Annotated in this window: 16 protein-coding genes and 4 tRNA genes; 11 read left to right on the forward strand and 9 right to left on the reverse strand. The window is 60.7% G+C overall.

Annotated features, from left to right (window positions below; all coding sequences use genetic code 11):
* Window positions 1-142: 142 nt before the first annotated feature.
* From clpX to tig, 3 genes are all read right to left on the reverse strand, one after another.
* Entirely contained in the window at window positions 143-1,426 is a 1,284-nt protein-coding gene (gene clpX / locus BM036_RS01630; RefSeq protein ID WP_091848475.1) for an ATP-dependent Clp protease ATP-binding subunit ClpX, read from the reverse strand.
* Window positions 1,427-1,539: 113 nt separating this feature from the next.
* On the reverse strand, window positions 1,540-2,175 hold the full coding sequence (clpP, locus tag BM036_RS01635) for an ATP-dependent Clp endopeptidase proteolytic subunit ClpP (protein WP_091848476.1): 636 nt from the start codon (window positions 2,173-2,175) through the stop codon (window positions 1,540-1,542).
* Window positions 2,176-2,287: 112 nt separating this feature from the next.
* Window positions 2,288-3,595: a trigger factor gene (gene tig, locus BM036_RS01640; protein WP_091848477.1), complete on the reverse strand. Its 1,308-nt coding sequence runs from the start codon at window positions 3,593-3,595 to the stop codon at window positions 2,288-2,290.
* A 338-nt stretch (window positions 3,596-3,933) separates the two neighbouring features.
* Between tig and hpxZ the strand changes: the two genes are divergently transcribed.
* From hpxZ to BM036_RS01670, 6 genes are all read left to right on the forward strand, one after another.
* Window positions 3,934-4,311 carry an oxalurate catabolism protein HpxZ gene (hpxZ, locus tag BM036_RS01645; protein ID WP_091848478.1) on the forward strand — a complete coding sequence of 126 codons (378 nt, stop codon included), beginning with the start codon at window positions 3,934-3,936 and terminating at the stop codon, window positions 4,309-4,311.
* A 288-nt stretch (window positions 4,312-4,599) separates the two neighbouring features.
* Window positions 4,600-5,085: a VOC family protein gene (locus tag BM036_RS01650; protein WP_091848479.1), complete on the forward strand. Its 486-nt coding sequence runs from the start codon at window positions 4,600-4,602 to the stop codon at window positions 5,083-5,085.
* 4 nt (window positions 5,086-5,089) lie between these two features.
* Window positions 5,090-6,094, forward strand: coding sequence for an ABC transporter substrate-binding protein (locus BM036_RS01655; protein WP_091848480.1), 1,005 nt, complete (start codon window positions 5,090-5,092; stop codon window positions 6,092-6,094).
* A 4-nt stretch (window positions 6,095-6,098) separates the two neighbouring features.
* Complete coding sequence (locus tag BM036_RS01660) at window positions 6,099-6,959, forward strand: ABC transporter ATP-binding protein (RefSeq protein WP_218144748.1); 861 nt, start codon at window positions 6,099-6,101, stop codon at window positions 6,957-6,959.
* Window positions 6,956-7,723, forward strand: coding sequence for an ABC transporter permease (locus BM036_RS01665; protein WP_091848481.1), 768 nt, complete (start codon window positions 6,956-6,958; stop codon window positions 7,721-7,723). The genes BM036_RS01660 and BM036_RS01665 overlap by 4 nt, the downstream gene beginning before the upstream one ends.
* Entirely contained in the window at window positions 7,723-8,982 is a 1,260-nt protein-coding gene (locus BM036_RS01670) for an FAD-dependent oxidoreductase (protein WP_091848482.1), read from the forward strand. Before BM036_RS01665 ends, BM036_RS01670 begins: the two co-directional genes overlap by 1 nt.
* A 16-nt stretch (window positions 8,983-8,998) precedes the next feature.
* Here BM036_RS01670 and BM036_RS01675 read toward each other — a convergent pair whose 3' ends face one another.
* Entirely contained in the window at window positions 8,999-9,715 is a 717-nt protein-coding gene (locus tag BM036_RS01675) for a GntR family transcriptional regulator (RefSeq protein WP_091848483.1), read from the reverse strand.
* A gap of 111 nt (window positions 9,716-9,826) precedes the next feature.
* Between BM036_RS01675 and atzD the strand changes: the two genes are divergently transcribed.
* The 4 genes from atzD to BM036_RS01695 are packed head-to-tail and all read left to right on the forward strand — an operon-like array spanning window position 9,827 to window position 13,498.
* Window positions 9,827-10,984: a cyanuric acid amidohydrolase gene (atzD, locus tag BM036_RS01680; RefSeq protein ID WP_218144749.1), complete on the forward strand. Its 1,158-nt coding sequence runs from the start codon at window positions 9,827-9,829 to the stop codon at window positions 10,982-10,984.
* Window positions 10,981-12,474, forward strand: a complete 1,494-nt coding sequence (locus BM036_RS01685) for an amidase (RefSeq protein ID WP_091848484.1) — start codon at window positions 10,981-10,983, stop codon at window positions 12,472-12,474. The genes atzD and BM036_RS01685 overlap by 4 nt, the downstream gene beginning before the upstream one ends.
* Window positions 12,471-13,169: an AzlC family ABC transporter permease gene (locus tag BM036_RS01690; RefSeq protein ID WP_091848485.1), complete on the forward strand. Its 699-nt coding sequence runs from the start codon at window positions 12,471-12,473 to the stop codon at window positions 13,167-13,169. The genes BM036_RS01685 and BM036_RS01690 overlap by 4 nt, the downstream gene beginning before the upstream one ends.
* Window positions 13,151-13,498, forward strand: coding sequence for an AzlD domain-containing protein (locus tag BM036_RS01695; protein WP_091848486.1), 348 nt, complete (start codon window positions 13,151-13,153; stop codon window positions 13,496-13,498). Before BM036_RS01690 ends, BM036_RS01695 begins: the two co-directional genes overlap by 19 nt.
* Before the next feature lie 436 nt (window positions 13,499-13,934).
* Here BM036_RS01695 and BM036_RS01700 read toward each other — a convergent pair.
* The 4 genes from BM036_RS01700 to BM036_RS01715 all read right to left on the reverse strand — a co-directional run bounded on the left by BM036_RS01700 (window position 13,935) and on the right by BM036_RS01715 (window position 14,468).
* Window positions 13,935-14,019: transfer RNA gene (locus BM036_RS01700), tRNA-Leu, on the reverse strand.
* A 96-nt stretch (window positions 14,020-14,115) separates the two neighbouring features.
* Window positions 14,116-14,191, reverse strand: a tRNA-His gene (locus BM036_RS01705).
* Between the two features lie 88 nt (window positions 14,192-14,279).
* Window positions 14,280-14,356: transfer RNA gene (locus BM036_RS01710), tRNA-Arg, on the reverse strand.
* Between the two features lie 35 nt (window positions 14,357-14,391).
* Window positions 14,392-14,468 (reverse strand) — tRNA-Pro (locus BM036_RS01715).
* Window positions 14,469-14,661: 193 nt separating this feature from the next.
* Here BM036_RS01715 and folD point away from each other — a divergent pair.
* Window positions 14,662-15,519 carry a bifunctional methylenetetrahydrofolate dehydrogenase/methenyltetrahydrofolate cyclohydrolase FolD gene (gene folD / locus BM036_RS01720; RefSeq protein WP_091848487.1) on the forward strand — a complete coding sequence of 286 codons (858 nt, stop codon included), beginning with the start codon at window positions 14,662-14,664 and terminating at the stop codon, window positions 15,517-15,519.
* A gap of 276 nt (window positions 15,520-15,795) precedes the next feature.
* On the opposite strand, the gene BM036_RS01725 is transcribed toward folD, so the two are convergent.
* Window positions 15,796-17,976, reverse strand: coding sequence for a malate synthase G (locus BM036_RS01725; protein ID WP_091848488.1), 2,181 nt, complete (start codon window positions 17,974-17,976; stop codon window positions 15,796-15,798).
* Between the last annotated feature and the right edge of the window lie 26 nt (window positions 17,977-18,002).

Genomic DNA, 18,002 nt, shown 5'->3' on the forward strand with positions numbered 1-18,002 from the left:
CGGGATTGCAATGTTTTTACAAGGGCTTTGCCCCATAGAAATCCATCCATGAGGCAATAGTCGAAAACGGCGAGCGGCGGGCACAAAAAAAGGGCGTTGCCGCCCTTTCTTCGTGCACGGGAAGATCCCTGTACCTTTGACTTCAGTCTTCCGGAACCGCCTTGGCGTGATCACTGCTTGCGTAGATCTTGAACGGTTCGGAATCGCCGTTGATCACGCTTTCATCAATCACCACCTTGGTCACGTCAGGTTCTGAAGGGATCTGATACATGGTGTCCAGTAGCGTCGCCTCCATGATGGACCGCAGCCCACGAGCCCCGGTCTTGCGCTCCATGGCCTTGCGGGCCACTGCACGCAGGGCATCGTCCCGGAAATCCAGCTCAACCCCCTCCATGTCAAACAGCTTCTGGTACTGCTTGGTGAGGGCGTTCTTGGGCTCCGTCAGGATCTGCACCAGGGCTTCTTCGTCCAGTTCCGTCAGGGTGGCAACCACCGGCAAGCGACCGACAAACTCCGGAATCAGGCCATACTTGACCAGGTCTTCGGTCTCGACATTACGAATGATATCGCCGGTATTCCTGGTATCGTCCTGACTGGCGACAGACGCCGAGAACCCGATGCTGTTCTTTTCGGTACGCTCCCGGATAACCTTGTCCAGCCCGGCGAAGGCACCACCACAAATGAACAGCATGTTGCCGGTATCCACTTGCAGGAATTCCTGCTGGGGATGCTTCCGACCGCCCTGGGGCGGTACCGAGGCAACCGTTCCTTCGATCAGCTTCAGCAGTGCCTGCTGTACACCCTCACCGGACACATCCCGGGTAATGGACGGGTTGTCGGACTTGCGGGAAATCTTGTCAATCTCGTCGATGTAGACAATACCCCGCTGGGCCTTGTCGACGTCATAATCACACTTCTGCAGCAGCTTCTGGATGATATTCTCGACGTCTTCGCCTACATACCCGGCTTCGGTCAGCGTGGTGGCATCGGCGATGGTGAATGGCACATTGAGCATACGTGCCAGGGTCTCTGCCAGAAGCGTTTTACCACTACCGGTAGGACCGATCAGCAGAATGTTGCTCTTGCCGAGTTCCACATCACCCTTGCCTTCGCCATAGCGCAGACGCTTGTAGTGATTGTAGACAGCCACCGACAGCACCACCTTGGCACGGTCCTGGCCAATCACATATTCATTGAGGGTGTTGCGGATTTCCGAAGGTGTCGGCAGGCGGTCACTGGCCTCTTCCTGTGCACTTTCCTGGATTTCCTCCCGGATAATGTCGTTACACAGGTCGACACACTCGTCGCAGATGAATACCGACGGCCCTGCTATGAGCTTACGGACTTCATGCTGGCTTTTTCCGCAAAACGAGCAGTACAGCAACTTGCCGTTATCGTCGCCCCTGCCGTTTCTGTCATCTGCCATTGAATTACCTCTGGTCTGGTTTTCGGTGCCAATGTGTGGCCTGGTATGCACCGTTACCGCCTTGGAACCTCATAAGAGTACGCGGCCACACACCGATTCGACTACCGTCAGTATTATTTATTCGGGACGCGCTTATCAAGTACGGTATCGATAAGCCCGTACTCCTTCGCCTGGTGCGGATCCATGAAGTTATCCCGGTCGGTATCCCTGGCGATCGTCTCCAGGTCCTGTCCGGTATGTTCCGACAGAATACGGTTCAGGGTGTCACGGATTTTGAGAATCTCCTTTGTGTGGATCTCGATATCCGTGGCCTGTCCCTGGTAACCGCCCAGAGGCTGGTGAATCATCACCCTGGAATTGGGCAGGCACGCCCGCTTGCCGGCGGCACCGCCTGCAAGGAGGAATGCGCCCATACTGGCAGCCTGTCCAACGCACAGTGTCGCAACGTCGGGCTTGATAAACTGCATGGTGTCATAGATGGACATACCAGCCGTTACGGAGCCACCAGGGCTGTTGATGTACAGGTGAATGTCCTTGTCCGGGTTTTCGGACTCCAGGAACAGCATCTGCGCGACAATCAGGTTGGCCATGTGGTCCTCTACCGGACCGACCATGAAGATGACCCGCTCCTTCAGGAGCCGTGAGTAAATATCGAAAGACCGCTCACCACGAGAAGTCTGCTCGATGACCATCGGAATCAATGCCGCGTTGGCGTCCATGGAGGAACCATCAAAAGGTTTCTGGGACATGTGTGCCTGCACTCCTTATCGGATTCGGACTGAATGGTTCTGAACAAAGAAACAGCCGGGCGGACCGGCTGTTTCTCCTCCGGGCGCTCAGCCCGGGGCAAGTGCCTGGCACTTAGCCCCGCTGTTGCTGGGCCGCCTGGATGACGTCGTCGTACTTGGCTTTATTTTCCTTAACTTTGGCCTGATCAAGGACAAAGTCAACCACCGCATCTTCCAGTACAACAGACTCGATCTGAGCCTTCTGCTCCGGATTGCTGTTGAAGTGGGTAACCACTTCTTCTGGCTGCTCGTAGGTAGAGGCGATCTCGCGGATCTTCTCGTCAACCTTCTCATCATCAGCCTTCAGGTCGTTGGCCTTGACGATTTCCTGGAACAGCAGGCCGGTTTTGACGCGGCGAGATGCCTGGTCCTGGAAGATTTCCTTCGGCAGCTGCTGCGGATCCATCTGTCCGCCAAAACGTTGTACGGCGTCATTGCGAAGACGATCAATTTCCTGGTCAATCAGCGCCTGCGGAACCTCTACCTCGGTCGTTTCCAGCAGGCCATCAACCACGTCATTCTTCACTTTGGCAGACATGGCCTGTTTGAGTTCCCGCTCCATGTTCTTCTTCACTTCCTCGCGGAAGGCTTCCTCGGAGTCAGCCTCGATACCGAAACGCTGGAAGAACTCCTCGTTCAATTCAGGCAGCTGGGCTTCTTCGACTTTCTTGACGCTGATTTCGAACTTCGCCGGCTTACCCTTGAGGTCCTCGTTATGGTAGTCCTCGGGGAAGGTCACCTCGACCTCGATGTCTTCACCGGCCTTGGCGCCAACAATGCCTTTCTCGAAACCGGGGATCATCTGGCCAGAACCCAGCTCCAGGCGATGGTCCTGGGCTTCGCCGCCCTCAAAGGCTTCACCATCAATGTAACCCTTGAAGTCAATGGTTACGGTGTCCTTGTTCTTGGACTTGCGCTTGACTTCCTTCATGGTGGCCTGCTGACGACGCAGGTTATCGATCATCTTGTCGATATCCTTGTCGGTCACCTCGGCGACCATCTTCTCGACCTCGATCTTGCTCAGGTCACCGAGTTCGATTTCCGGCAGAACCTCGAAAATGGCAACGAACTCCAGGTCCTTGCCCTCTTCCATCGTCTTCGGCTCGAAACGGGGCCAGCCCGCCGGGGACACATCACTCTCTTCCAGTGCCTTGACGTAACTGTCACGCATGACTTCGCCAACCACTTCCTGGCGAACGCTGTCACCGAAACGACGCTTGACTACCTTGTAGGGCACCTTGCCGGGACGGAAGCCATTCATACGGACGGTGCGCGCGGTTTCCTGAAGACGCTTTTCAACCGCCTTGTCAATTTCCTGGGCGGGCACACCAATCGTCATCCGACGTTCGATGTTTGACGTCGTTTCAACAGACACTTGCATGGAAGTTCCTCAAATTACCGAATCAGTTAAGTGGATTTGGGTTTGGTTAAAAGGCGTAGTCTATCACGGAACAAACAATGGAGAGAATCACCTGGAACGCAGGAAATCGGGCATCGAATGGCAGGAAAGCGATTTTGTGACCGGAATACGGGAGAGGGCCTAGGATTCGCATATCAACCGGCGCAGCATCGCAGAATGCGTCAGGAACTTCCGCATTAGTAGGTGCAGGAGCCAACCCACCCCACCTCCCACACCCATACGCTAGCCACCCATCCCTGCTTATGGCCTCATAATTGCTTAAGCTAAGCAATTAATACCCCATCTACACGGAGCACCTTATGGAGATCAACCTGCCCGACGTTGTCGCGGAAGTCACTGCTGTGTTCGAGCAGTATGAAAAAGCCCTGATCGAGAATGACGTCGAGGTACTCGACGGCCTGTTCTGGAACGACCCCCGAGTGGTCCGCTACGGCGCCGGTGAAAACCTCTACGGCTACGACCAGATTGCTGAATTCCGTAAATCCCGGCCCTCGAAGGGGCTGGAGCGCACTTTGCGCAACACCGTCATCACCACCCACGGCACGGACCTGGCGACGGTCTGGACCGAATTCCTGCGGCCCGGCGTGAACCGGGTCGGCCGCCAGAGCCAGGTCTGGACCCGTCAGCCAGAGGGCTGGCGGGTGGTGGCCGCCCACGTCTCGTTCATGGACGCCTGAGCCATCCCCTGTCGGCACCGGAACCAACCCGGAACTGAACCCTGTACACACCTCATCTCATCAGGTCGTCAGCATCACCATCCTGTGATGGATGGCGGCCTGAGCCTGCATCGTTTTAGGACAGACCTGCACGAACTCCGTGCATAACCACTCCATTCCAAACACTGCCCGACCGTATTCACGGACATAATGACAGTATCTATCTGTTTCTATGCATTAAATTATAACTGGCATTACTTGTGCTTATTGTATGCAATCCAAGTTACCTGCAACAGGAGTCTGTCGGGCATGCAGATTACCGGGCTATTCCACATCGCCATCAAGACGTCGAACCTGGCCGCCACCGTGGCCTTCTATGAGGCGTTCATCGGCCTGCACACGGTCACACGTCCGGATTTCGGCTATCCCGGCGCCTGGCTCGCCACCCCCGGTGGTGAAGCCATCATTCATGTCTACGCCGGAGGTCCGGCGCTGGGACCAGACGGCATTGTCGCCACCGGTACGGCGGCCATTGACCACGTTTCCCTGAACGCCACCGGCTATCACCGCTTTCGTGACGCCTTCGCAACCGCAGGCCTCGACTGGCGGGAGTTTCTCGTGCCGGGCACGGATCTCTGGCAACTGTTCATCTACGACCCCAGCGGAGTGCAGCTGGAACTGACTTTCGACGGCCGGACGGAGGAAGGGCCGCCACCAGAAATGAGTGAACACCGGTGCTACCGCGCCGGAACCTGTTTTTTCAACCCAGACCTCTACCGTCACCTCGGGAGTTAACCCCATGATCAAACGCTTCCCCCCGCTGCAGCGCGCAGCACTCGCAACCACTGTCTGTATCAGCCTGATGACGGCCGGCATGGCCGCTGCCGCCGATCTGGTCCGGGTCGGCTCCTTCCCGGTCGCATCATCCTTGCCCTATTACGTTGCCAAGGACCGGGGCTACTTTGCCGAACAGGGCATTGAAACCGAGGAGGTCCGTCTGATGGGTGGCCCGGCTCTGCTCAGCGCTCTTATTTCGGGCCAGATCGACGCGGCTGCCAACCTGGTCACCCTGGAAGGCATGAACGGCAACCTGCTGCGTGCCGGCGTTGCCACCTACATTGCCATCAATGGCCAGAACACCGAGTACCCGATGGAGCAGTACGTCGCCCATGGCCGGCTCGGCATCGAAACCCTGGAAGAACTCGTCAATGTGGACAAGCGTCCGCTGAGGGTCATGTCGGCACCGGGACCGGCCAATATGGCGGTGGCCCGGGCGGGTCTGTCGGCCGTCGGGCTGACCGAAGGCCAGGACTACATCCTCAACGAGCTGGCCATGAACCTGCACGTCGAAGCCATGCTGGCGGGCACCTTTGATCTGGGCATGACGCTGGAACCCAATGCCACGGTCATGCTGGGCCGCGGCAACCTGGTGGCTATTGAGTCCGGCATCATCGCCAACCGGGTGATCCAGCGTGAGGGTGCCCAGGCCTGGGCCGCCGGTGCTGCTCTCAATCAGGCCTTTATCGACGCCAATCCGGATGTTGCCCGACGCTTTGCCCTGGCCTGGAGCAAGGCGGTAGACGACATCGCCAATGACCCGGGCGCCCGCGAGTCCCTGAAAGGCAACACCTTTACCCCGGATGACATTGCCGCCACCGTGCCGCTGCCGAAATTCACCATGATCAAGGACCTGGACGATCAGGATCTTGCGGACTTCCAGACCTTCCTCGACTGGGGCACTGAACTGGGCCTGATGCGCCAGAACGTCGCTGCCAGCACCTTCCTGAAAGACCTGGAGAACTGACACCATGGCCCTGAAGCTTGCCAAACCCGAACCGCCGATGGCCCCGCCGCCAGAGGACAGTCGCGGCCGCAACCCGGAGCTGGAAGAGCGCCTGCGCTGGTTTCCACCCAATACTCACATCACCATCCGCGGCCTCGACAAGGCCTTCGGGGACACCACCATCTACGAAGGTTTCGACCTGAACATTCCGCGGGGCAAGATCACCTCGGTGTTCGGCCCCAATGGATGCGGAAAAAGCACCCTGATCAACATGATCTCCGGGCTGATACCTTACGATGGCGGCGAAATCCTGTTCGATGGCAAGTCCCTGAGCGAGACCCACATCAGCTATGTGTTCCAGAATTACCGGGAAGCGCTGTTTCCGTGGATGCGGGCCATCGACAACATCCACTACCCCCTGAAACTCATGGGGGTGCCGGCTGCCGAGCGCAAACGCCGGGTCGACGCGCTGATCGAGAGCTTTGACGTGCCCATCGACTTCAACGCCTACCCCTATCAGCTTTCCGGCGGCCAGATGCAGACCATCTGCATCATGCGGGCGCTGGTGGTGGATCCGGAGGTGCTGTTTCTGGATGAACCCTTCTCGGCACTGGACTACGAAATGACCCTGCTGATGCGGGATCGCCTGCAGAAGATCTTCCAGGAACGGGGCACCACCATGATGATGGTGTCCCACAACCTCGAAGACGCCGTCTGGCTGGCGGACCACATTCTGCTGCTGACCCGCAAACCGACACGGATTGCCGACATGGTGGCCTTTGAGGCCGACCGGCCCCGTACCGCCACCACTGTGTCTGACCCGGAGTTCGTGCGGGTACAGAAGCATTGCCTGGAAATCTTCCTGAAAGAGGCCAGTGTCCGATGAACGCAATTGAACGCTCTATCCAGTCCGCCAAACCCCTGTGGGGCGTGCTGGGCCTGCTGGCCGTATGGTGGCTGGTGTGGAAGATCAAAGTGGCTGACCCGGTGCTGCTGCCATCGCCCCAGGCGACAATGTTCAGCCTCTGGTCCGGCATGACCGATGGCAGCCTGTGGCACGATTTCGTGGCTACCGTCAGGCTGACCACCGTGTCTTTTCTCCTGGCAGCTGTTATTGCCATTCCGCTGGGTATTTTCCTGGGGTCGTCCGTACCCCTGTACCGATCGGTGGAGTTCATCATTGATTTCTTCCGCTCGACCCCAGCCTCGGCGCTGTTCCCGTTGTTTCTGGTGCTGTTTGGCACCGGCGACCTTTCCAAGATTCTGGTGACCGCCTTCGGCGCCGGACTGGTGATCCTGTTCAACGTCGCCTATGGCGTGATGAACGCCCGTCAGACTCGCCTGCTGGCGGCTAAAGTGATGGGCGCCAACAAGCTGCAGACCCTGCGGGACGTGATGTTCTGGGAATCCCTGCCACAAACCTTCATCGGCCTGCGTAACGGTATTTCCCTGGCCCTGGTCATCGTGATCGTGGCGGAAATGTTCATCGGCTCCACCGAAGGCCTCGGCCACCGTCTGGTGGAGGCCCAGATGCTGTTCCGGATGCCGGAAATGTACGCCGCCATTTTCGCCGCCGGCGCCCTGGGTTACGGCCTTAACTGGAGCTCGGTGATGATCGAGAAACGCATTGTCCACTGGGGAGGTAAATAATGTCTGGCAAGCCCCTGAATATTGTCATCAGTGGTGCCGGGGTCGCCGGTGCTATTGTCGCCGGCCTGCTCAAGAATGAGCCCGGTGTGCGGGTGACCACCCTCGAGCGGGTTGATCCCGAGGATCATTCCAATGCCGGCACCGGCCTGAATATCGGCCCCAACGCCCTGAAACTGCTGCACCAGGCGGACCCGGCCCTGTGTGCGAAACTGCGGGCGCCGGGCATCAGTCTGCCCTGGCAGAGCTGGCGCACCTCCCTCACGGATGGCACCGAGCTGATGAATCTCACCCTGACGGAGGTGGCGGACAACGACGGCATCCGCATCCGCTGGGCCGACCTGTATCAGCAACTGCGCAGCCACGCCCGGGAACAGATTCACTTCAACACCCAGGTCACCGACATGGCCTATGCCTCCGACGCCAGCGACTCGCCGTTGCGGGTGAGCTGGTCCGCCACCGATGGCAGCACCCGCCACGAAGACCATGAGGTGGACCTGTTGATTGCCGGCGATGGCCGCTACTCCGCCGTGCGGGAAACCTTTCTCGGCAAACCAGAGCCAAGGCCCCTGGGGGTGGTGATCTATCGGGTCCTGGTGCCGGACACCGCCAACGGTCTGATTGATGACTATGAGCAGTGGTTTAACGGTCCCTACCGTTTGCTGGCCTTCCGGGTGCCGGGCAATGCCATCTACATTGCCGGCTCCTTCCCGATCACCCCCGGCGCCAGTATCGACGATGATGCCCGCAGTGCTGAGCACCTGCGGGCCCTGTACACACCGCAGCAGGGCACGGCCAGCGACCAGGCCCGCTTCCTGATCGACAACATCTGCCGGTATGTGGATGACATTCACTGGGCCCGGGTGGCCGAGATCGAACCGGCGTTTACCGACCAGCGGGGCCGGGTACTGTTACTGGGGGACGCCGCCCACGCCATGGTGCCAACCCTCGGTCAGGGCGCCACCAGTGCCATTGAAGACGCCTGCGTCGCGGCCGCCATGATACGGGATGCGGTCAGGGCAGGGCCGGTGTCGGTAGCGGCGCTGACCGCTCGTATCGGTGAAGCACGCATGGCCCGGGCGCAGTTCATCATGGACCTGTCCCGGGACGCGTCAGACACCATGTTGCCGGGATCCGACACCGTGGCTATGACCCGCAAGAAAACGCAGTCAGAATTTCTGGGCCAGCTCAGTGAGCTGTTCCGGGCAACGACCCCGGGGCAGGCGCCGGAATCCGGTGGCGAGCAACGGAAGGCCAGCTGAGCAGCGGCAGGGGTGGTCAGCTGGAGGCCATGGCCTCCAGCTGCTTCAGCACGCTGAACTTGTCTGGCAGGTGGCGGCACAACACCGCCTGCAGGGCCGGGCCGTCCCGGCGCTGCAGGGCGTCAAGGATACGTTCATGATCCTCCACCGACCGGCGCCAGCTCTCAGGCAGGGCGTTGACGTTGTAACGGTAGGGCTGGACCAGGGCATTGAGCCCCTCCAGCTGACGCACCAGCACCGGGTTACCGGAAGCCTCGATGATCTTCTGGTGGATCGCCTGATTGCACTTGAAGTAGTTGAGGCGCTCACCCTGCTGATAACAGCCGATCATCTGCCTGTGCAGTTCTGCGATGGCGGCAATGTCGGCCTCGGTTGCCCGGGTGGCGGCCAGCAGGCCGGCATGGCCATCCAGGGTGGCGATCACCTCGAAGGTGTCCATCAGTTCGGCCAGCTCCATACGCCGGACTTCTGCGCCGCGGTTGGTGCGGATAACCACCAGGCCTTCCGCGGCCAGTACCCGGAATGCCTCCCGGACCGGCGTCCGGGAAAGGCCCAGGTAATCGCTCAGGGCCTGTTCCTGAAGACGAATCCCCGGGGCCAGCTCGCCGGACACGATCAGGTCACGGATCTGCTGGACCGCCCGTTGCTGGGCCGAGAGCCTGGACCGGCGACCGGTATGCACATCCTCGGTGGCGTTGTCCGGGAAAACAAAGGCGGAGTCTGAAGGCGTCACGGGCGGTATCCGCTGGTTGTGAAACAGGTTCCTGACACATTGCTCAACAACATACGGTCGCAGGCATCACTTGGCAACCGCCCATGCACAACCGGACACGACCAGGGCCGTATGGCCCAGACAGAACGAGATCAAATCACCATGCGCAGCCATGTTCATCGCTTTACCCTGACCGATCCCGGCAACGTCAGCCCGCTGGCTGAGGCCTTCCGGAGCGGGCAACTGGACCCGGCTACGGTGGTGGCCGTCATCGGCAAAACGCCGGGCAACGGTCTGGTCAACGATTATACCCGTGGCTACCTGACCCAGAGCCTGGCCTTGCTGATTGGCAGCCACACCGGTCAGAGCTGGCAGCAGGTGACGGAACGTGTGCCGTTCATTTTTTCCGGCGGTACCGAGGGCGTGCTCACGCCCCACATCACGGTATTCTGCGCTGAGCCGGGTGAGCGTTCCAGGGCCAGTTCTATTTACAGCGCCAGTGCCGATACCAGCGCCTCACCCGGCCTGGCCATCGCCACCGCCTTCACACCGGCGCTGGCGCCGGATGCCATCGGTCGCAACGGCCAGGCGCTGGCCACTGCGGAGGCGGTGCGCAATGCCATGACCGCAGCCGGCATCAACGACCCGGCTGACGTTCACTTCGTGCAGGTCAAAGGCCCCTGCCTGACCGCCGCAAAGATGGCTGAGGCCAGATCACAGGGTCTGGCCGTTGCCGGCACCAGTGCCGACCAGTCCATGGCCCTGAGCCGGGTCGCATCGGCCTTTGGCGTCGCTCTGGCCCTGGGTGAAATTCAGGAGGACCAGTTGGAGGAAGCGGCCTTCCTGACCGACTTCCGGCTGTGGTCCGGAGTCGCCAGTTGTTCCTCCGGTATCGAGGTGTCCTGTAATGAAATCGTGCTGCTCGGCAACAGCCGACACTGGCAAAGCGACTACCGCATCGGCCACCGGCCCATGGCGGACGCACTGGATATCCGGGCCATCTACGACCTGATCGATGAGCTCGGGCTGGATCCCGCAGCCCCTGAGATCGCCGCCGCCTTTGTAAAATGCGAGCCGGACCGGCGCGGACTGATCCGCGGGCAACCCCACACCATGCTCAACGACGGTGACCTCAACCCCCAGCGGCATATCCGCGGTGCGGTCGGGGCCATCGCCGCCGCCGTCTTCTCAGACACCCGGATTTTCGTGTCCGGCGGCGCCGAACATCAGGGGCCGGATGGTGGCGGCACCGTCACCGCCATCGCCCGCAAACCGGAGCTGGCCCCATGAGCCGGCTCGCCGACGAGCTCTGCGCTCTGAGCGCGACGGACCTGGCCACCGCGATCCGGCGAGGGGATCTCAGCGCCGTTGAGGTCACCGAGGCCACGCTCGCCCGCATTGAAGACTGCAACCCGGTGGTCAACGCACTGTGCACCCTCAACACCGGGGCCGCCATCGCCGATGCCCGCCGCCTGGACCGTCAGCGCCAGCAGGGCGAGCCGCTGCCATCACTGGCCGGTGTGCCGGTGGGGATCAAGGACATTACCGCCACCGCCGGTCTGCGCACCACGTTTGGCTCACCCCTGTGCCGGAATCATGTACCTGCCTACGACGCCGAGGTGGTTGCCCGCCTGCGCCGGGCCGGCGCCATCGTCATCGGCAAGACCAATACTCCGGAGTTTGCGGCCGGCGCCAACACCGTCAACCCGGTGTTCGGCGCAACCCGTAATCCCTGGAACCCGGCCCTCAGCGCGGGGGGCTCCACCGGCGGTGGCGCTGCCGCCCTGGCCACCGGCATGATTGCCCTGGCCCAGGGCACCGACCTGGGCGGCTCCCTGCGCAACCCCGCGGCCTTCTGCGGTGTGGTCGGCCTCAGGCCAACCCCCGGGCTGGTGCCCAGCGCTCCGAATCCGGCCCCATGGGACAGTCTGCAGGTGGACGGCCCCATGGCGCGTACGTCAGCCGATACCTGGCTCGCGCTGCAGGCGATGGCGGGCAGCAGTCGCCACGCTACCCTGTCCACCGCCGGTGACCTGCCCGGGCGTGGCCTGCCTCTGGAGCTGCAACCGGCGCCACGCCGGGTGGCCTATATTGCGGACATCGCTGGCTTCGGCATCGATCCGGCCATTGCCACCCTGTGCCGGGAGGCCGCCGGTCGCCTGAGCGCGTCCGGGTGTGAGGTGGTCGATCTTGAGCTGGACCTTGCGGCCGAGATTCCCGCCTACCTGACACTGCGGGGTCAGGTGATCGTCAGCCAGTTGCTGCCCTGGCTTGATCAGCGGGAGGCTCTGGGGCCAAACCTGCAGGCCAACCTTGAAACCGGACTGGCCCTGAGCACCCGGGACATTGCCCACGCCCAGCATCGGCGTGCGGCCCTGCGACAGCGACTGCTCGCCCTGCTGGACGACTTCGATGCCCTGCTGACGCCCACCACGACCGTACTGCCATTCCCGGTGGCGGAAAACTACCCGAGCCACATTGCCGGCCGGCCCATGACCAGCTACATAGACTGGGTGGCCCAGACCTTCCTCTGGAGTCTGCCCGGGTTTCCGGTGGCTTCGGTGCCTGCCGGGTTCACCGACTGTGGCCTGCCGGTGGGTCTGCAAATCATGACCGGCCCCTGGCAGGACGCCCGTGCGCTGGCTCTGGCCCAACGAATTGAGGACAATGGTCCCTTCCGGCTGGCCTCACCCCATCGCGGGGTACCCGCCAGAGCGGAGCACAGCCACCAGATACCGCCGCAGGATATGGCAGCCAACCGGGAAAGGAGCCTCCCATGACCACCCCCGCCCGTGAGTTCCTCAAGGGTTGCCGCAACGCGCTTCCGGTCACGCTGACCTTCAGCGTGTTGTTCGTGGTGGTTGGCGCCCACAGCCAGGCCAGTGGCCTGGATCTGGCACAGGGCCTGGCCCTGACCGCCCTGGTGTTTGCCGCACCGGCGCAGATGGCCGCCACCGACCTGATTGCCCAGGGTGCGTGGCTTCCGGCGCTGCTGGCCATTATCGTCATCAACTTCCGCTTCCTGCTGATGTCCGCCTCGATCGCGCCCTATCTGGGCAAACCCGGTCGTGGCCGGTTGCTGGCTTCGGTGCAGATGCTCAGCGCCAGCACCTTTGCCACCAGCTTCATTCCGTTGCGGGAGGGGAGCCTGCAGTATCCTTTAAGCTATTTTCTGGGGGTCTGCGCGGCCTCCTTCCCGACTGCCGTCATCGCCACCGCCACCGGTTATCTGGTGCAGGACGCCATTCCGCCCTGGCTGCAACAGACCATGACCATGGTGCTGCCCATCTACTTCGTCACCTTTCTTGCCAGAGTCTGGCCCCGGACCCGTTTCCTGGCTGCCGGGGTGCTGGGGCTGGTGCTGACCCCGGTTGCCAACAGCCTGCTGCCGGGGTTTGGTCTGATTGTCACAGCCCTGGCGGTGGCCGCCCTTTTAATGCTGCTGGAGCCCAAAGCATGTCCGAAAACCATCTGATCTGGCTGGTGATCCTGGCGGGCGCGGCGGCCAGCTACGGCTTTCGCAGCCTGCCGCTGCTGGTGATGTCGCGGCTGGACCTGGTGGACAGTGGCTCCGACCTGCTGCGCTTCTTCGACTACGCCACCTACGCGATCATCGGTGGCATCATCGGCAGTGCTCTAGTCAGCGGCGGCGAACTGACCAGCGCGGTCAGTGATCCCCGGCTGGTCGTTGGCCTGATGACTGTAGCTGCCACCTTTGCCTTATGCCTGAAGTTGCGCGGTAACCTGCTGCCCCTGTTCGCCGGTGTGGGGTTGTATCAGGTGTTGTCGTGGCTGGCCCTGTAAAAGTGCCCGCGGCTCCGAGGAGGCTGATCGGCCAGTCTGTAGCATCGACGATGTTCAGGGCCAATGCCTGCTTTGCCCCCTGCCAGCTGCGGTAACTGCTGTTTATAAAGCTAGCTGAGCTTGGCGGGCACACGGGGCCTTCTGACAGAACGGAAATCATAGGCAGTAACGGAAGGAGGCTTACGCCTCATCATGACACCTGAGAGCCACTAGACCAGCCCTTCAATGCTGAGCCCAACCCCTGCCACCCCTAAAACAAAAAAGCCTCTAAGGCATCCCTAGAGGCTTTCCCGGGCCAGAGCGAATACCTTCGACTGACTCTAGACTAGCGGTAGAAAACAAAATGTCGTGACCCATTCAGGCACATTTAAGACACATTCTGATAAAACTCAAAATGTCCTTTTCTGAAAACTTACGTAAGTCGTTGAATTAGAGGTGGTGCGAGAGGAGAGACTCGAACTCTCACGGGTTGCCCCACTGGAACCTAAATCCAGCGCGTCTACCAGTTCCGCCACTCTCGCAAACGTTGTGGCCGCATCCTGCAACATCTTTCCCGGCCTGTAAGGGACTTTGAGCCGAGCACGGGAAATAGGGAGAACAGATCAGAAAGAGGGAAATGGGGTGGACGAAGGGGTTCGAACCCTCGACCGCAGGAGTCACAATCCTGAGCTCTACCAACTGAGCTACGTCCACCATAATCATTTCAAACACTGCTGCCGGATGGTACCGACTGACAGCAACCTTGCGAAGCCCCTGTGCCCGAGTCTACCTGAACGGCTGTTGGCGCGCCCGGCAGGACTCGAACCTGCGACCATCCGCTTAGAAGGCGGATGCTCTATCCAGCTGAGCTACGGGCGCTTGACCGCTTGCCCACCTGAATATCCAGTGTGGGTTGGTCGGGGTAGAGAGATTCGAACTCCCGACATCCTGCTCCCAAAGCAGGCGCGCTACCAGACTGCGCTATACCCCGTAACCTGAACAACATATGCCTCAGCAAAGTTGGCGCGCATAATACCGGCGGATCCGGGGGGGCGTCAACCAGCACATCACCATTTTTCTCCGGAAACTGCCGGAACACAAGCCCCGGGGTTGCGCCAGCAATTGGCGCAGGAACGGTTCCATGCGAGAATGGCCGCCTTCATTTTCACCTGACAGATATTCCCATGACCGCAGAACTCATAAACGGAAAAGAGATCGCCGCGGGTATCCGCCAGCAAGTCGCTGCCGGTGTTGAAGCCCGGCGCCAGAAAGGCCTGCGCGCACCCGGCCTCGCCGTCGTACTGGTCGGAAGCGACCCTGCGTCGCAGGTCTATGTCGGTAATAAACGCAAGGCCTGTGAAGCCGCCGGCATTCACTCCCTGTCCTACGATCTCCCCGCTGACACCTCCCAGGAGGCCCTGGAAGCGCTGATAGACGAGCTGAACGAAAACCCGGAGGTGGACGGCATCCTGGTGCAGCTACCCCTCCCTGACCACCTGGACGACGACCCCATCCTGGTACGCATCCGCCCGGACAAGGACGTGGACGGCTTCCACCCCTATAACATCGGCCGCCTGGTCCAGCGTCAGCCTGCCCTGCGCCCCTGCACCCCCCGGGGCATCATTACCCTGCTGGACACCATCAACACTCCCTACAAGGGCCAGCACGCCGTTATCGTGGGCGCTTCCAACATCGTTGGCCGCCCCATGTCCATGGAACTCCTGCTCAAGGGTGCGACGACCACCGTTGCCCACCGCTTTACCAGGGACCTTGAGAAGTTTGTCGGTGAGGCAGACATCCTTATCGCTGCGGCCGGCAAACCCGGTTTGATCAAGGGCGAATGGATCAAACCCGGCGCCACCGTCATCGATGTAGGCATTAACCGGATGGAAGACGGCAAGCTGCGCGGGGACGTGGAATTCGAGGCCGCTTGCGAACGCGCGGCGTATATCACTCCGGTGCCGGGTGGTGTTGGCCCAATGACCATTGCCACACTGCTGCAGAACACGCTTTATGCGGCGAACGTGCTGCACGACGGCTGATAAGACGGATCTGGCAACGCCCTTCGACAGGCTCAGGGCGAACGGGATAAAGAGGCCCTGAGCCCTGCCACAAGGACCGTTCGCCCTGAGCCCCGCCATAAGGACCGTTCGCCCTGAGCCCCGCCATAAGGACCGTTTGCCCTGAGCCCCGTCATAAAGACCGTTCGCCCTGAGCCCCGCCATAACGACCGTTCGCCCTGAGCCTGTCGAAGGGCGAATCCAATAAAAAACCCCGCACAGCAGAACCGAGCGGGGTTTTTGGATCAGCCCAGACAATTACTGCCCGAACTTCTCCTTGGCCTTCAGGCGGTACGCGTGCAAAAGCGGCTCGGTATAGCCGTTCGGCTGCTCACGGCCTTTCAGAACCAGGTCCAGGGCAGCCTGGAAGGCCACGCTGTCATCAAAGCTCGGTGCCATATTGCGGTAGGCCGGATCACCCTCGTTCTGGCGATCAACCACCGCTGCCATGCGCTTCATGGTGCTGACAATCTGCTCTTCGCTGCAGATACCGTGGTGCAGCCAGTTGCATAGCAGCTGGGACGAAATACGCAGGGTGGCGCGATCTTCCATCAGCCCAATGTCGTTGATATCCGGCACCTTGGAGCAACCCACGCCCTGGTCGATCCAGCGAACCACGTAGCCAAGAATACCCTGGGCGTTATTGTCCAGTTCTTCCTGGATCTCGCCCTCGGACAGGGACTTGGGATCGTCCATCACCGGAACTGTAAGGATGTCTTCCAGGGCCGCGCGCTGACGGCTCTCAAGCTGCTTCTGCACGTCTGCCACACTCACCTGGTGGTAATGGATCGCGTGCAGCGTAGCAGCGGTCGGAGACGGAACCCAGGCCGTGTTGGCGCCAGCCTTCGGATGGCCGATCTTGGCTTCCAGCATGCCTGCCATCAGGTCCGGCATGGCCCACATGCCCTTGCCGATCTGGGCGACGCCCCGGAAACCGGTTTCCAGGCCAATGTCCACGTTCCACTGCTCGTAGGCCTGGATCCACGCTGCCTGCTTCATCTGCCCCTTGCGGATAAACGGCCCCATTTCCATGGAGGTGTGAATCTCATCACCAGTGCGATCCAGGAAGCCGGTGTTGATGAACACGGCACGCTCTTTGGCGGCATGGATACACGACTTCAGGTTCACCGTGGTACGGCGCTCTTCGTCCATGATGCCCACTTTCAGGGTGAAGCGCGGCAGCCCCAGGGCGTCCTCCACCTTGCCAAAGAACTCGTTGGTGAACGCCACTTCTTCCGGGCCGTGCATCTTCGGCTTCACGATGTAGACCGAGCCGGTGGTGCTGTTCTGATACTGACCGTTACCCTTCAGGTCGTGGATCGCGATCAGGGAAGTGATCAGGCCGTCCATCAGCCCTTCCGGCACTTCACTGCCGTCCTTGAGCAGGATGGCCGGATTGGTCATCAGGTGACCAACGTTGCGCACGAACATCAGGCTGCGCCCCTTGAGGCTCAGCTCACTACCGTCCGCTGCGGTGTAGGTGCGATCAGCGTGCATGCGCCGGGTCATCATCTCACCGCCCTTCTGGAAGCTCTCTTCCAGGTCAGCCTTCATCAGACCCAGCCAGTTGCGGTAAGCCAGGGCCTTGTCGTCGGCATCGACGGCGGCAACCGAGTCTTCGCAGTCCATGATCGTGGTCAGGGCAGACTCCATCAGCACGTCCTTGACGTGGGCGCCGTCATCCTGGCCGATGGGATGACTGGCATCGATCTGGATTTCGAAATGCATACCATTTTTCACCAGCAGGATGCCGGTGGGTTCGCTCTCAGAACCGGTGTAACCCACAAAGCCGGACTCGTCTTTCAGGCCAGTGGTGTCACCGTTTTGCAGCTTGACCACCAGTTTGCCACCCTCAACCTGATACTTCGCGGCATCCTTGTGGCTGCCGGAAGCCAGTGGCGCAGACTCATCCAGCAGGTTGCGGGCGAACTCGATGACCTTGGCACCACGCACCGGGTTGTAACCAGGCCCTTTCTGGGCGCCACCTTCCTCTGAGATCGCATCGGTGCCATAAAGGGCATCGTACAGGCTGCCCCAGCGGGCGTTGGCGGCGTTCAGGGCGAAACGGCCGTTCATTACCGGCACAACCAGCTGCGGGCCGGCCATGGTGGCAATTTCCGGATCCACGTTAGAAGTGGAGATCCTGAACTCGCCCGGCTCATCCACCAGGTAGCCGATTTCCTTCAGGTAGGACTTGTACTCGTCCATGCTGAATGGCTGACCTTTGTGATTGCGGTACCAGCCGTCCATTTTTTCCTGGATATCGTCACGCTTGGCAAGCAGCTCCTTGTTACGGGGCGCCAGTTCGTGGACGATTCTGTCAAATTCCGCCCAGAATTTGTCAGCGTCGACGCCGGTTCCCGGGATCGCTTCGTTGTTCACGAAATCGAACAGGTTCTTAGCGACCTGCAGGCCGCCGACTTGCACGCGTTCAGTCATCGTTGTCTGCCTCAATGTTGTCTGTA

The sequence above is a fragment of the Marinobacter segnicrescens genome, from assembly GCF_900111555.1.
Taxonomy (GTDB): Bacteria; Pseudomonadota; Gammaproteobacteria; order Pseudomonadales; family Oleiphilaceae; genus Marinobacter; species Marinobacter segnicrescens.

Coding starts and splice junctions, on each gene's coding strand:
- clpX (WP_091848475.1), bottom strand. CDS start 1,426: ATGGCAGATGACAGAAACGGCAGGGGCGACGATAACGGCAAGTTGCTG.
- clpP (WP_091848476.1), bottom strand. CDS start 2,175: ATGTCCCAGAAACCTTTTGATGGTTCCTCCATGGACGCCAACGCGGCA.
- tig (WP_091848477.1), bottom strand. CDS start 3,595: ATGCAAGTGTCTGTTGAAACGACGTCAAACATCGAACGTCGGATGACG.
- hpxZ (WP_091848478.1), top strand. CDS start 3,934: ATGGAGATCAACCTGCCCGACGTTGTCGCGGAAGTCACTGCTGTGTTC.
- BM036_RS01650 (WP_091848479.1), top strand. CDS start 4,600: ATGCAGATTACCGGGCTATTCCACATCGCCATCAAGACGTCGAACCTG.
- BM036_RS01655 (WP_091848480.1), top strand. CDS start 5,090: ATGATCAAACGCTTCCCCCCGCTGCAGCGCGCAGCACTCGCAACCACT.
- BM036_RS01660 (WP_218144748.1), top strand. CDS start 6,099: ATGGCCCTGAAGCTTGCCAAACCCGAACCGCCGATGGCCCCGCCGCCA.
- BM036_RS01665 (WP_091848481.1), top strand. CDS start 6,956: ATGAACGCAATTGAACGCTCTATCCAGTCCGCCAAACCCCTGTGGGGC.
- BM036_RS01670 (WP_091848482.1), top strand. CDS start 7,723: ATGTCTGGCAAGCCCCTGAATATTGTCATCAGTGGTGCCGGGGTCGCC.
- atzD (WP_218144749.1), top strand. CDS start 9,827: ATGGCCCAGACAGAACGAGATCAAATCACCATGCGCAGCCATGTTCAT.
- BM036_RS01685 (WP_091848484.1), top strand. CDS start 10,981: ATGAGCCGGCTCGCCGACGAGCTCTGCGCTCTGAGCGCGACGGACCTG.
- BM036_RS01690 (WP_091848485.1), top strand. CDS start 12,471: ATGACCACCCCCGCCCGTGAGTTCCTCAAGGGTTGCCGCAACGCGCTT.
- BM036_RS01695 (WP_091848486.1), top strand. CDS start 13,151: ATGTCCGAAAACCATCTGATCTGGCTGGTGATCCTGGCGGGCGCGGCG.
- folD (WP_091848487.1), top strand. CDS start 14,662: ATGACCGCAGAACTCATAAACGGAAAAGAGATCGCCGCGGGTATCCGC.
- BM036_RS01725 (WP_091848488.1), bottom strand. CDS start 17,976: ATGACTGAACGCGTGCAAGTCGGCGGCCTGCAGGTCGCTAAGAACCTG.